We start from the raw sequence: 13548 nt of genomic DNA on the forward strand, positions 1-13548 counted from the left end.
CGACGACACGACACGCCACCACTCCCACCGAACCACCCGCACTATGCCTGACCAGCGAAAACACCGCCCTCATGTCCGGAAAGACAACAGCGTCTAAAGACCAGCGGGGTGCCCTCGCCCGTTCCGAGATCTGTTTCGCTCGGACCGGGTGCGTGACGGCGGTTGGCTCCTACCTACCGTTTGCGGCGCCACCATCGTGCGGGAGGCTTGGTGGGGGCTGGTGGTTGCTCGGCTCTTTGTCGGGCCTGGTTCTCGAGCCACTGGGCGCGTTCGTACGGGCCGATCGCGGCAGAGTAGATGCCACTGCTCTCGTAGTCGATCTGGTGCAGGGTGTGTCTGAAGTGCTCGATGTACTCCCCGTCGTCGGCGAATATCCACTGGGCCTCCTCCAGGTTCCGCTGGAGGAGTTCGATCGCCGTGCTGTCGTGACCGGCCGCGTGGTGAGCCAGGGCGAGCCTGTTCCTGATGGTCAGGGTGTCGGGGTCGTCCGGCTCTAGTACGCGTTCGGCGGTGGCCAGTGCTGCCTGGAGTTGTTCGATGGCGTCCTGAGGCGCCCAGGCGTTCACGAGGGCCGCACCCAGATCGCTTTGGGAGCGGACGGTGTCGGGGTGGTCGGGGCCCAGCACCCGGGTTCTGGCGGTCAGCGTCTCTTCGAACTCGGCGATCGCCAGGTCCGCGTCGCCTGCTTTGGCGAGGGCTTGGCCGAGCCGATTGCGTGCGTCCAGGGTGCGGGGGTGGTCGGGGCCCAGGGTCCTGGTCCGTACGGACAGTGTGTTCTCATACAGTTCGATCGCCTTTCCCGGCTGTGCGCCGCCAAAGGCATAGGCGTGCGCGAGGGTGTTCTGATACTCCAGGGTGTCCTCGTACTCTGGGCCCAGGCTGCGCCGGGCGATGTCGTACGTGCTCTCGTACAGGCTCAACGCGCGGGTGCCCTGGCCGTCGATCCCGTAGGCCCAGGCGAGTTTGTCGCGGCTGGCGAGGGTGCCGGGATCGTCCGGGCCGAGGGCCTGTTCGCAGGCGGCGGTCACCTGTTCGAGGAGCGGAATGGCTTCGGCTCTGCGTCCGGTGGAGTGTGCGTAGCAGTGGCCGAGGGCGCGGCCGGTAGCAAGTGTGTCGCGGTGCTTGGTCCCGAGGATCTTTTCCTGTTCGGTTCTGACGTGTTCGAGCAGCTGGATTGCCTCGTCGAACTGTCGGGCGGCTGCGTACAGGACGGCGAGGTCGTACCGGCTGGTGAGGGTGTCGCGGTGGAGAGGACCGAGGGTGTTCACCCGTGTAGCCAGTACTTCGTGTGCCAGTTCGGTGGCGAAGGGGAGGTCAGCGAGCTCGGTCAGCCGGCGGCTGCTGGAGGCGAGCATCGCCAGGGTGCGCTCGGACGGGCTGAACGCGTGCACCGACTTGATCTGTTCGACCAGGGATCGGAGGGAGGCGCGGGTGGCCAGGATCGCGGTCCCGCCGGGGAGACGGTGCTGGTACGTCTCCAGCAGGCCGGTTGCTGTGACGATGGCGGCGTCCAGTCGTCCTTCGTGCTGGGCCCGTTCGCGTAGCACCCGCTGGATCAAACGGTGCATGTGAACCGTGGAATTGTCGTCGCTGAAACTGATCAGGGAGGTGTCGGCCAGGTCGGCGAGGGCCGCATCATCGAGCAGCTCACGGGGGACGCCGGAGGGGGCGAGGACGGCCATGAGCTCCAGTGTGTGCCGAGCGGCGACATGGGAGGCTTCCGCCTCGAGCACCGACAGCAGGATCGCCTCGGCCGTGCCGAAGGGATAGGCGTCGCCGCTGAGGCTGGGCAGGTGGTCGGACAGGGGAAACTCGCGGTGCAGTACCAGGTAGTCCTGGTAGCCGATCCGCTGTCGGTTGACCTGTGCGGAGGCCTGGGCCAGCGCAAGCGGCAGGCCGCCGAGCACGCCGGACAGCTCGGCGGCTCCCTGGTCGTCGGTAAGGCCGGTCCGCCTGTGCAGGTAGGCGACCGCTTCGGCCTCGGTGAAGACTGCTACGTCGACCGGTGCAAACAGGCGGTGGAAGGCGCGGTTGCGGGAGGTGACGATGACCCGGACGTTTCCGGTGGCGGGAGCCCACCGGCGAATCTGGTCGAGATCGGTTGCGTTGTCGAACACGAGGAGACTGGGGCTGCTGGATCCGGACAGCCAGTTCCTGGCATTGTGCGCGGCAGCCTCCGCGTTGTCCTCCGGACCGCGCACTCCCAGGCGGTCGGCGAGTGCGGCCATGCCGGCCATCAGTTGGTCGCGGGTCTCTGCGGCGATCCAGGCGATCACCGGATACCCGGCCTTCTGGCTGAGCCAGACATAGGAGGCGGCCAGCAAGGTCTTCCCCACCCCGAGCGTGCCGGTGACCGCTGACACCACCGCAGTGCCGTCGTCGGAGACCTGCTCGTGCAGTTGCTGCAGCAGATCTCCACGTGGCTGGAACCCGCGCGGCTTCTGCGGGATGTCACCCTCGATCAACTGGGCCTGGACGGGGGGCGGTTCGGGGACGTTGATGGTGACGTTCCCGGTGACACGGTCGACCTGGATAAGGTTGTGCACCACCGAATCAATCACGGCCTGCCTGGACTCAGCTGGTTCCGTCATCTGTGGTCCCGAGGTGAACGTCGCCGGTGACATCCGCGATCTGGTGAACGTTCCCATGGATGGTGGAGCCGCGTACCGTCTGGGACGTCCTCGGCGTCGGTGCCGAACCTGGGTCGGGAGGGGCCGGGGCCGGATCAGGCGGTGTGGGGATAGTGAGCCAGTAGGCCACCAAGGTGCCAGCGGTGGCCAGGACCATGGCGATAAGGACCCACCACCAGGCCCAGACACCGTCATTGAGAATCTGGTTGGAAGCGACCGCGATCGCCACCGAGAGAATCGCTGAGGCTGCCACAAGGAGCCCGCGCCGCACCGTCATCCGACCATCATCGGCCGTACTGAGCCGATGTAGCCAGACCCCGACCACGCCTTGCCGCACCAGGACATGCAGTGGCACCCGAACGGCCATCGCCCCGCAGCCCGCACCGAACATGGTCAGGGCCGCTGGAGCTTCCCCGTGATCTTGGACACTCGTCGGTTATGCCGCGAGGGTGTGTTGGTGCCGCTGCCTGGTCTCGGCTGGTGTGAGGTAGCCGAAGGTCTTGTGTTTGCGCAGGCGGCGGCGGTTGTAGAAGGTCTCGATGAAGGTGAAGACCTCGGCGCGGGCAGTTGCCCGGTCGGGCCAGATACGGGTGCCGATCTCTTCTTTGAGCAGGGCCCAGAAACTCTCCGCGGCGACGTTGTCGAAGCATGACCCGGTGCGTCCGCAGCTGCCCTGCAGCCCCAACTCCCATATTCGAGAGCGGAATTGGGCCGAGGTGTATTCGCTGCCGCGGTCACTGTGGATCACGCAGCCGGGCTCCAGGTTCCCTCGGCCGTGGGCCATGTCGAGGGCATCGACGACGAGCTCGGCGCGGTGGTGGTCGGCCATGGCATAGCCGACGACCTCGCGGGTGGCCAGGTCCAGCCAGCAGGCGAGGTAGAGCCTGAAGTTCCCCCCGCGAACTGGACAGCGGGTGTTTACGCTGCCGGGACGAGGTTCTGCCTGAGCAAGGATCTCGTTTCGAGCGGGGTGACGTGCCCGTAGTCGGGGTGCCGACGGAGCCGGCTGCGGTTGTACTCGACTTCGACGTAGCGGAAAACGTCGGCCCTTGCGGCCTCGCGGGTCTCCCACATGGTCGTCCCGATCTCTGCTTTCAGGATGGCGAACCAGCTTTCCGCGGCGGCATTATCGTAACAAGAGCCGACGCGCCCCATCGACTGCCTCATGCGCAACTTGCGTATTTCGCTGCGGAATTCGTCACTCGTGTACTCGCTGCCGCGATCCGTATGCATGACGCAACCCTGCTCCAGGCCGCCACGCCCGGCCGCCATCCGCAAGGCTGCGACCGGCAGCTCGGCGCGGTGGTGGTCGGCCATCGCCCAGCCGACCACCTCCCGCGTCGCGAGATCGATACAGGTCGCCAGATACAATTTCCCTTCCAGCGTGCTGAGTTCAGTCATGTCGCCGACGAGCCGCATCCCGGGCCGGGGCGCGGTGAAGTCCCGTCCGATCAGGTCGAGCGCGAACACCGCCCGCTTCGCCTGCCGGGTCAGGCCCCGCCGCCGACGGCGGGTGATCCCGACGATCCGGTGCTTGCGCATCAGCCGCTCGACCTTCTTGGAGTTCACCACCCGCCCGGCCCGCCGCAGGGCGGCGTGGATCCGCGGGGCCCCGTAGGCACCGCGAGATCCAGCGTGAAGCACCCGGATCTCGCCCACCAGCACCTCCTCGGCCCGCTCCCGCACCGCCCGGGCAGGCCGTGACGCCCTGTGCGCGTAGTAGGTGGAACGGGGCACTCCCAGCACACGACACAGAAACGCAACGCTGTGACCTGCAGGATTACCCGCCGACGCCTTCTCCGCATCGATGAAACGACACCGTGCCGCGGTGTCTACCTCATCTTGTCCTGGGCGAAGAAGGCGGTCGCTTTTCCCAGAACCTCGATCGTGGCCTCCTGCTCGCGGACCTTCCGCCGCAGCCGGACCAACTCCTCACGCTCCGCAGTGGTCAAAGCCCCGGCGGGTCCCTCACCGCGGTCGACCTTCGCCTGCTTCACCCACCCGCGCAGCCCTTCCGGACTCACGCCCAGATCTCTCGCGACCTCGGTGACCGTCTTCTCCGAGGACAACGCCAAGGCGACCGCGTCCCGCTTGAACTCGGCCGTGTACCGCTTACTCATGTTGCTCTTGCCACTCACTACCTGTGACTGCTTCCTCCGGGACCATCCGTCCCAGTATCAAGCTGTCCGGCTGGCAGGGGGAACCTCAGGACCATCTGGTCGAGCTCCCTGAGCTGGCCCATGAGTTCTCCGATCCGCTGTCGTTGGGCGAGGATTTCGTGCTGCGTGCGTGTGAGCTGGTCTTCAGCGTTCAGGGCCCGTTCCCGCCACGACGCTTCGATGCGATCGTGTTCGTTCTGGCTAACGTGGTCGTGGCGGCTCTTGCTGTTGGTGACGGCGGCCTGGACGAGGCTGCGGGCGTCGGTGTTCTCGTAGAGGAACGTGGCGGACACGCCTGCGCGCTGGGCGACCGCCCGGACGGTGAGGCGGCCGCGTTCGCGGCGGAGTTGGCCGATGGCTTTCTCGACGCGGTGGAGTTTGTCCTGGGTCTGGCGGCGGCGGGCGGCCGCCGCCGCCGCGGTCTGGTCCGGGGCGGAGGTCACCTCGTCTCCGCGTCATCGTCGTCGTGGAGGGGGTCAGTATCCCCGTGGCGGGCGAGCTCTCGTGCCCGGAAAGTAGTGGACCAGACGCGGCCGAAGTAGTCCTGCGGCCGGCGAAGGTCGAGGGTGAGGGCTTCTTCAAGGAGGCCGACGGCGGCCAGGGCTCTCTCCAGACCGTTGATCGCGCGGGCCGTGGGCTCGAAGACCTGGTGCAGGTAGTCGGCGGTCGCGCTGGTGGGAGCGCGTTCCGCGAGCATCCGCCACTGCTCCCGTTTGCGGTGCCAGTAGACGAGGTCAGCGCCTGACAGGACGAACTTGTCGCAGTTGTGGCAGTCCATGTTCCAGGGGCAGGCATCGCCGTCGACGACGGGCTGGAAGGTGCAGAAGCCGCCTTCGGCCGGGGTGGATCTGCGGGTGAGATCGACGGCGAGGGCTTCGGCTTGTTCTCGTGTCATCGGCTCGCTGTCTGACAGGAGAAGCCCCGGCTCCGCCGATCCGGGTCCGGCGACCCAGACGGCGTTCAGTGCGTCCTCCAGGCGGGGGTCGGTGCTGGCGAGATGGGTGTAGTGCTCGGCCATCCTCTCCGAGACCTGCCCATCATCTCGTTTGGTGGATTGAAGTGAAGAAGCCCCGACGGACTGCGTCTTCAGTGCTGGTGCGACGATGCGGGGATGTGCGAGGTAGATGAGCTGATCAACGTCGATGATCCAGCCTGGCCGCTCCTGTTCCAGGAGCTGTCCGGCACTGACGTACCAGTTGAGGTGCTGCCCGGTAATGCCGAGATAGGCCGTGCTTCGCTGTTGCAGCTCCAGGCCTCGGCCCGGTCGAATCTGGGCGGGATCGTCATGAACAGCGGCGGTCTGTTCGTGGACAGCGGCTGGTTGCGGATCTTCGGAAGCCCGGGTGGCGCCGACGCTGAGAGGCTGCCGGGCCTGGGGGAGATCAACGCGATGCCCTCGGTGTTCGATCCGGCCTGGCGGCCAGGGGCGGGACTCGTGGTTGCACACGATGTGCTGGGCGGCGTCTTCGCCCTCAATGGTGGAAACCCCCGTGAGGCTGGTCGGCCCGGCGAGGCGGGCGAGATCATCTACTTCGCCCCCGATTCCCTTGGCTGGGAGGCGCTGGGCGCCGGGCACTCGGCCTGGCTGTCCTGGATTCTCACCGGAGGGCTGCAGGAGTTCTATGGGGACCTGCGGTGGGACGGCTGGCGCAGCGAGGTGTCCGTGTTGACCGGCCGGCAGGGATTGTCATTCTTTCCGTCGTTGTGGTCGGCCGAGGCCCGCCAGGACCTGCGGGCGACGAGTCGCCGTGCGGTTCCCATGGCGGAACTCCTGGGGCTGAGCCGCGACTCGTGCCTGCAGTTCGACGGCGCCGACCCGGGGTTCCTCGGAGTGACATGAACGGCTCACGCAGCCAGACGTCGATAGCAGATGAGCGCGGCGGCGATGCCGGCGAAGGCGAGGAAGTGTTCGGCCTATCGCTCGTAGCGGCGGTGCAGGCGGCGGCACCCGGCAAGCCAGGCCACCGTGCGTTCCACGGTCCATCGGTGACGGCCCAAGCGCTCGGAGGAGTCGATGCCCTTGCGGGCGATGCGCGGGGTGATGTTCCGGGAGTGCAGCCACCGGCGCAGGTGGGCGTAGTCGTACGGGGGTTATCCCCCGTTCCGATCTTGGGGTGCGCCGGATCGCGCCCGGTTGGGGGCGAAACTAGCTTTCAGCCATGATTTCGAATCTGCGTAAGCCCCTCGCCGTGGCACTCGGTGTCGCTACGCTGCTCGCCGCCGAGGTGGCCACCGCCGTCGCCCAGCCCACCGGTTCCTCACCTGCGCAGCAGTTACGACGGGACACCGCGGCGATCCACGCCCTCGGTGTCAGCGGTGTGCAGGCCCGCGTGATCGCGTCCGACGGTCGGCAGTCGGTCGCCACCAGCGGCACCGCCGACCTGAACACTGGCCGCCCGGTCCCTTCCGACGGCCACTTCCGCATGGCCAGCACGTCCAAGACGCTGGTCGCCACCGTGGTCCTCCAACTGGAGGCCGAGGGCGAGCTGTCCCTGGACGACACGGTTGACCAGTGGCTGCCAGGAGTGGTCCAGGGCAACGGCAACGACGGCAGCCGGATCACCATCCGCCAACTGCTCCAGCACACCAGCGGCATCCACGACGACCTGCCCGGATACACCACACCGGAGGAGTACTACCAGCAGCGTCACGACGTCTACGGCTCCGAGCAACTGGTCGCCCGCGCCATGGCTCACGCGCCGGACTTCCCGCCCGGCGAGGATTGGGCGTATTCCAACTCCGGCTATGTCCTGCTCGACATGATCATCCAGAAGGCCACCGGTCAACCCGCCCATCAGGAGATCGAAGACCGCATTCTGCGCGCGCTCGGCCTCGACCAGACCCGGTGGATGGGCACCTCACCCGCCCTGCCCCGACCCCACGCCCAGGCCTACCAGCTCTTTGGCCCCCGTTCACGGGTGGACGTCACCGACCAGATACCGGTGGACTACGAGAACCTTTCGTGGGTCACGACCACGCGGGACGAAAACGACTTCCTCCGCGCACTGCTCGCGGGCCGCCTGCTGCCGGCCCGTCAGCTGGCCGAGATGAAGCAGACCGTCCCCGTGAGCACGGAGCTCCAACAGCTGTGGCCTGGCGGTCGATACGGGCTCGGCCTGGTCGAACGCCCTTTGAGCTGCGGAGGAACCTACTGGAGCCACGAGGGCGGGGACGGCGGCTACATCACCCTCAACGGCGTCACCGACAACGGCAGGCGAAGCGTCGTGGTCTCCATGTCCGAGGCACGCGGCGACACCTCAGAGCACATCCTGGCCCAGGAGAACGCGGCCAGCGCCCTGATCGACCACGCATTGTGCGCCGGGGACCCCAGCACCCCGTAAACGGAAGCGTCGCCGCGGTGGCCGGCGAGCTCGGCGCCGGGAGCTCCGACGCTTGGGACCCCTACCGGTGGCGTCCTCGCGCGACGCTTGTATGCCTCAGCTCAGAGCGGCCGGGCGAGGCAGATGGTGGACCCCAGCGGCAAGGACGGCGCCCAGGGGGCATCTGCCGGGATCAGTGCTCAGCTGCTCCGTCCCGCCGGCAGAGCTGCCGGATGCCCCCACGGGCGAGGTGAAAGCCACCCGAGGACGCTGCGTGCGCCCATGCATCTGGAGTGCGTTGTCGACGACTAACTGATCGTTTCAGAATGATCGACGGGTCTGATGCAGGTTCGGGTGACTGGTTGACCTGCCCCACCGTTTGGGCTCCAGGCTGACCCGCCCCACGGTTCGGGTTCCAGCTGCGGTGGCTGACTGACGGCGGGGATGGTGTCTTGTTCGGAGAGTAGTTCGTACTCGATCGGGGTGCGGTAGCCCCGTGCCGAGCGGCGCCGCTGTCGGTTGTGGAAGATCTCGATGTCCTCGAAGATCGCGTTCGCCAACTCGACCCGGGTCTTCCACCGTTTGCGGTTCAACAGCTCGATCTGCATCGGAGACCAGAACGACCACGTCATCGCGTTGTTCAGGCCGTCCCCGACCGTGCCGAACGAGGGCAGCGGTCCGGCGGAGCGGGTCGTGTCACCGAAGACCCACGAGGTGAACTGGGTGCCGTGATCGGCGTCCAGTGTCCCGCCTGTTCGGGGCGGCGATCGTGGACGGCCGTGTCCAACGCGTTGACCACGAGGGTCGAGTTCTGTCCGGAGTCGATCGGCCAGCCCACGATCATGCGGCTGAGCGCGTCCAGGACCGCCGCGCAGTACACCCACCCTTCTCTGGTGCGGTGCTGCGTGATGTCGGTGACCCACAGCTCGTCGGGACGCAGCCGATGGAACCTCCGGTCGACCAGGTCCTCGGCGGTGACGGCACCCCGCGGGCGCTTGATCCGCACCGGTCCGGGCAGTCGGTTGCCAGGAGCCCCACGGGGGCCCAAACTGGACATTACGTACGGCGTGGGGATCGTCGAGGCCCGATCTGAGAATCCGGGTGGCGCTGCGTATGAACATGCGACTACGAGACTGACCGCAGTCGGCTGATCCAGGCTCCCCTCATCGCTCCAGACCACGCGAGGAGCGTGCTGTTGGGTGCCTGTTGCAACGCGTCGGTCCATTCAGCGCCGTGGAGTAACGAGGACCTGAAGGGAACGACTCCACATGGCGAATGCAGCATTGAAGGACCTGAAGAAAGTCCTGATCACAGGAGCGGGCACCGGTTTCGGGTTCGAGGCCGCCATGCGCCTTGCCGAGAAGGGCTTCGACGTGATCGCCGGGGTGGAGATCTACGCCCAGGTGCAGACGCTGAAGTGGCAGGCGGCGGAACGCGGAGTCCAGCTTCAGGTCGTGAAGCTGGACGTCACGAACGACGGAGACCGCCACAAGGCCCTCGACTGGGGTGTGGAGATCCTGGTGAACAACGCCGGCGTCGGTGAGGGCGGCTCCACGGTCGACATTCCCGAGGAGAACATCCGGCACCAGTTCGAGGTCAACGTCACGGGTCCGCTGCTCCTCACCCAGGGCATCGTGAAGCAGATGGTCAGGCGAGGGGCCGGCCGCGTGGTCTGGGTGTCCTCGCGGGAGGGCCTGAACGTCAATCCTTTCACCGGCATCTACTCCGCCTCGAAGCACGCAATCGAGGCCATCGCCGAGACCATGGCCTACGAGCTGCAGGAACACAACATCGAAGTCGCCACGGTCAACCCGGGTCCGTTCCTGACCGGCTTCAACGACCGAATGTTCCAGACATGGGAAAGCTGGGAGGACGACCCCTCGCAACGCCTCTTCGACTACTCCAAGCTCGCCTTCCCGCGCCCGCAGTTCGACCCCGAAGCGGTGTTCGCCACGCTGACGGCCGTTGCCGCCGGGGAGGTCGACAGCTTCCGCAACCTGGAGCCCAAGTCGATGCTTGAGGAAACCAAGCAGCTCCAGGCGGTTCCATGGGAGCGCAAGGTCACGGATGGTCTCGGGACCCGGCATCCAGCCATCCAGCACTCCTACGAGATGCAGCCCGAGACTCCCGTGACCGTCTGAGGGGCCGGCGGCCTGGAGGGCTGAAAGCAGCGGCACGGCCAGGCCGTGGACGCACAGCAAGGGCCCGGCGGGAGCCGACCGGAGTCCGGGACGGCTCCCGCCGCGTGCACACGCGTTCGCTCATGAGCGCGCAGCACCCGCGACAGCTGGAGGTACACCAAAATGCGTGTCAAGCCGACCGTGCTGCAGGATCGCTATCGCAATCGCGGTACCGCGTACACGCTGGAGGAACGGGCGCGGCTGGGGATCACGGGGCGGCTGCCGGCCGCGGTCGAGACCCTTGAGCAGCAGGCCCGACGGGCCTACGCACAGCTGCTGCAGCAGCCTTCGAGCCTGCACAAGTACATCTATCTCAACGAGGTCCACGACCGGAACGAGGTGTTGTACTTCAAGCTGCTGGCCGAACACCTCGAGGAGTTGCTCCCGGTCGTCTACGACCCCACGGTCGGTGAGGCGATCGAGAAGTGGTCGGTCGACTACCGGGACTCGCGCGCGGTGTTCCTGTCGATCGATCGCCCGGACGACATCAGGGCGTCGTTCCAGTCGCTGGGTCTCGGTGCGGACGACGTCGATCTGATCGTCGTCTCCGATGCCCAGGAGATCCTGGGCATCGGAGACTGGGGCGTCAACGGGACCGACATCTCCATCGGGAAGCTCGCCGTCTACACGGCCGCCGCCGGCATCGACCCCGACCGCGTCATCGCCGTGAACCTCGACGTGGGGACGGACAACGAGCAACTGCTCAACAATTCGTCCTATCTGGGTAACCGGCATGCCCGCGTGGACGGCCGTCGTTACGACGACTTCATCACCCGGTATCTGCAGACCGCGTCCGAGCTGTTCCCGAACGCGCTCCTGCATTTCGAGGACTTCGGGCCGTCGCACGCCCGGCGGATCCTGGTGGAGAACGCCGACAAGTACCGGATCTTCAACGACGACATGCAGGGTACCGGGGCGATCGTCATGGCTTCGGTGTTCTCGGCTTTGAAAGTCACCGGGGGACGCTGGCCCGAGCAGCGGCTCGTCGTCTTCGGGGCGGGCACCGCCGGAACCGGCATGGCCGACCAGATCCACGCGGCGATGCTCAGGGACGGTGCGACCCCTGACGAGGCCAAGAAGAACATCTGGCTGATCGACGTCCGCGGCCTGGTGACGGATGACATGCCGGACCTCCCCGACTACCAGCAGGTCTATGCGCGGTCGAAGTCCGAAGTCGGCGGCTGGGGCGACGGTGAGATCGATCTCCTCACCACGATCCGGCACGTCAAGCCCACCATCCTCATCGGCACCTCTACGGCCCACGGGGCGTTCACCGAGGACGTCGTGAGGGCGCTGGCGGAAGGTGTCGAGCGTCCGATCCTGCTGCCGTTGTCGAATCCGACGAGTCGCATCGAGGTCATGCCGTCGGACGCGGTGCCCTGGACCGAGGGCAGGGTCCTGATGGCTGTCGGGATCCCCGTCGAGCCGATGCAGTACAACGGGGTCTCCTACGAGATCGGGCAGGCGAACAACGCCCTTCTCTACCCGGGACTCGGTCTCGGCACGATCGTGTCGGGGGCCGGCCGCATCACGGACAACATGCTGCTTGCCGCCGCCGAGGCAGTGGCAGGCCAGGTCGATGTGTCGGCGCCCGGAGCGTCGCTGCTGCCGCCGGTCGCGAACCTGAGGGCGTCGTCCGCGACGGTCGCGGTCGCCGTGGCCAAAGCCGCGGCAGCGGACGGTGTCGCGACGAAGTCCTACGACAACCTCATTCAGGCGGTCCAGGACGCCATGTGGGACCCGGTCTATCGCCCGGAGGACCTGGAGGACGGGCAATGAGCGGCAACCCGTCTCCCCCAAAGACGCAGGACCTGCCGATCGGGATCCACGCCGGCGGAAGTCGGCAGGAATTCGACAGCATGGGCACGGTCGACGTGCCGGCGGACCGGTACTGGGGGGCGCAGACACAGCGCTCACTCGTCCATTTCGCCATCGGCGACGACCGGATGCCGAAGGAGGTCTATCACGCCTACGGCTACGTGAAGAAGGCGGCAGCGCTCGTCAACGCCGCCGCCGGGCGACTGCCCGGCTGGAAGGAGAAGGCCATCGCGCGGGCGGCAGAGGAGGTCGTCGCGGGCAGGCTCGACGACCACTTTCCGCTCTACGTCTGGCAGACGGGCTCGGGCACCCAGAGCAACATGAACGTCAACGAAGTCATCTCCAACCGCGCGTCACAGCTGCTCGGCGGCACGCTCGGGACCCAGAAGCCCATCGCCCCGAACGACGACGTCAACATGGGGCAGTCCAGCAACGACAGCTTCCCGACCGCGATGCACATCGCCTCCGTCCAGGAGATCGACGAACACCTGCTACCCCAGGCCCGTGAACTCGCCGATTCCATCGAGGCGAAAGCCTCGGAATGGGCCCAGGTCGTCAAGATCGGCCGTACCCATCTCGAGGATGCCGTACCGCTCACCGTCGGGCAGGAGTGGTCCGGCTACGCGGCGCAGCTGCGCGCGTGCATCGAGGAGATCGAGCACAGCCGCGCCGGCCTGCTTGAACTCGCGCTGGGAGGTACCGCGGTCGGCACGGGCCTGAACGCACCCGAAGGCTTCAGCCGCGACGTCGCCCGCAAGATCGCCGAGTTGACCGGCAGGCCCTTCGTCACGGCCGAGAACAAGTTCATGGCACAAGGGTCCCTGGACCCGATGGTGCGGGCGCACGGCGCACTGCGCGGGTTGGCCGTGGCCCTGATGAAGATCGCCAACGACATGCGGTGGCTGGCCTCGGGTCCGCGTACCGGCTTCGCGGAACTGGAACTCCCGCAGAACGAGCCCGGTTCCTCGATCATGCCCGGCAAGGTCAACCCGACCCAGTGCGAAGCCATCGTCATGATCGCCATTCAGGTGCTCGGCGACGACGCGGCAGTCGCCTTCGCCGGCAGCCAGGGCAACTTCGAGCTCAACGCCATGCGCCCGGTGATCATCAATAACTTCCTCCATTCCTCGCGCATCCTCGCCGACGGCATGGAGAAGTTCCGCACCTTCTCGGTCATCGGCACGCAGCTCAACCGGGAGAGGATCGGACAGTACGTCGACGAGAGCTTGATGTTGGTCACGGCGCTGAGCCCCGTCATCGGGTACCAGAACGCAGCCCACATCGCCGAGGCCGCGCTGGCCCACGGCCAGACGCTCAAGGAGGCAGCGCTGGCAAGCGGTCACGTCGACGAGAAGACGTTCGACTCCGTCGTCGACCCCCTTTCCATGGTCGGCCACGGTGCCTCCGGCGCCTGACCCGCACCATCACCATTCGTGAGCGC

At 66.9% G+C, this 13548-nt stretch carries 11 protein-coding genes and 2 pseudogenes; 5 read left to right on the top strand and 8 right to left on the bottom strand.

From position 1 onward, the window contains the following. Window positions 1-173: 173 nt before the first annotated feature. The 6 genes from fxsT to ACIQVL_RS47440 all read right to left on the bottom strand — a co-directional run bounded on the left by fxsT (window position 174) and on the right by ACIQVL_RS47440 (window position 5807). Window positions 174-2549 carry an FxSxx-COOH system tetratricopeptide repeat protein gene (gene fxsT / locus ACIQVL_RS47415; protein ID WP_403478715.1) on the bottom strand — a complete coding sequence of 792 codons (2376 nt, stop codon included), beginning with the start codon at window positions 2547-2549 and terminating at the stop codon, window positions 174-176. A 517-nt stretch (window positions 2550-3066) separates the two neighbouring features. Beyond that, the gene (locus ACIQVL_RS47420; RefSeq protein ID WP_403478784.1) at window positions 3067-3585 is read right to left on the bottom strand and encodes a transposase; all 519 of its coding nucleotides are present in this window, start codon (window positions 3583-3585) and stop codon (window positions 3067-3069) included. Beyond that, window positions 3549-4439, bottom strand: a complete 891-nt coding sequence (locus tag ACIQVL_RS47425; protein WP_403478785.1) for an IS3 family transposase — start codon at window positions 4437-4439, stop codon at window positions 3549-3551. Before ACIQVL_RS47425 ends, ACIQVL_RS47420 begins: the two co-directional genes overlap by 37 nt. A 23-nt stretch (window positions 4440-4462) precedes the next feature. Beyond that, entirely contained in the window at window positions 4463-4750 is a 288-nt protein-coding gene (locus ACIQVL_RS47430; protein WP_060902739.1) for a transposase, read from the bottom strand. A 17-nt stretch (window positions 4751-4767) separates the two neighbouring features. Next, window positions 4768-5232 carry a DUF6262 family protein gene (locus tag ACIQVL_RS47435; RefSeq protein ID WP_403478716.1) on the bottom strand — a complete coding sequence of 155 codons (465 nt, stop codon included), beginning with the start codon at window positions 5230-5232 and terminating at the stop codon, window positions 4768-4770. Beyond that, complete coding sequence (locus ACIQVL_RS47440; RefSeq protein WP_403478717.1) at window positions 5229-5807, bottom strand: hypothetical protein; 579 nt, start codon at window positions 5805-5807, stop codon at window positions 5229-5231. Before ACIQVL_RS47440 ends, ACIQVL_RS47435 begins: the two co-directional genes overlap by 4 nt. Window positions 5808-5900: 93 nt before the next feature. On the opposite strand from ACIQVL_RS47440, the gene ACIQVL_RS47445 reads away from it, so the two are divergent. After that, a complete protein-coding gene (locus ACIQVL_RS47445; RefSeq protein WP_403478718.1) occupies window positions 5901-6629 on the top strand; it encodes a DUF2625 family protein in 729 nt (242 codons plus the stop codon). Window positions 6630-6634: 5 nt separating this feature from the next. On the opposite strand, the pseudogene ACIQVL_RS47450 reads toward ACIQVL_RS47445, so the two are convergent. Further along, window positions 6635-6874: pseudogene (locus ACIQVL_RS47450) on the bottom strand (transposase); the annotation flags it as partial. A 74-nt stretch (window positions 6875-6948) separates the two neighbouring features. On the opposite strand from ACIQVL_RS47450, the gene ACIQVL_RS47455 reads away from it, so the two are divergent. Then, complete coding sequence (locus tag ACIQVL_RS47455; protein ID WP_403478719.1) at window positions 6949-8130, top strand: serine hydrolase domain-containing protein; 1182 nt, start codon at window positions 6949-6951, stop codon at window positions 8128-8130. A gap of 443 nt (window positions 8131-8573) precedes the next feature. Here ACIQVL_RS47455 and ACIQVL_RS47460 read toward each other — a convergent pair. Then, a pseudogene (locus ACIQVL_RS47460) lies at window positions 8574-9127 on the bottom strand (DDE-type integrase/transposase/recombinase); the annotation flags it as partial. Window positions 9128-9377: 250 nt separating this feature from the next. Between ACIQVL_RS47460 and ACIQVL_RS47465 the strand changes: the two are divergent. The 3 genes from ACIQVL_RS47465 (at window position 9378) to fumC (ending at window position 13522) form a co-directional block, all read left to right on the top strand. Next, entirely contained in the window at window positions 9378-10250 is an 873-nt protein-coding gene (locus tag ACIQVL_RS47465; RefSeq protein WP_403478720.1) for an SDR family oxidoreductase, read from the top strand. 162 nt (window positions 10251-10412) lie between these two features. After that, complete coding sequence (locus tag ACIQVL_RS47470) at window positions 10413-12068, top strand: NAD-dependent malic enzyme (protein ID WP_403478721.1); 1656 nt, start codon at window positions 10413-10415, stop codon at window positions 12066-12068. After that, window positions 12065-13522 carry a class II fumarate hydratase gene (fumC, locus tag ACIQVL_RS47475; RefSeq protein ID WP_403478722.1) on the top strand — a complete coding sequence of 486 codons (1458 nt, stop codon included), beginning with the start codon at window positions 12065-12067 and terminating at the stop codon, window positions 13520-13522. Before ACIQVL_RS47470 ends, fumC begins: the two co-directional genes overlap by 4 nt. Window positions 13523-13548: the final 26 nt, after the last annotated feature.

Origin of the sequence: Streptomyces sp. NPDC090499 (assembly GCF_044769305.1) — a bacterium.
Classification (GTDB): Bacteria; Actinomycetota; Actinomycetes; order Streptomycetales; family Streptomycetaceae; genus Streptomyces.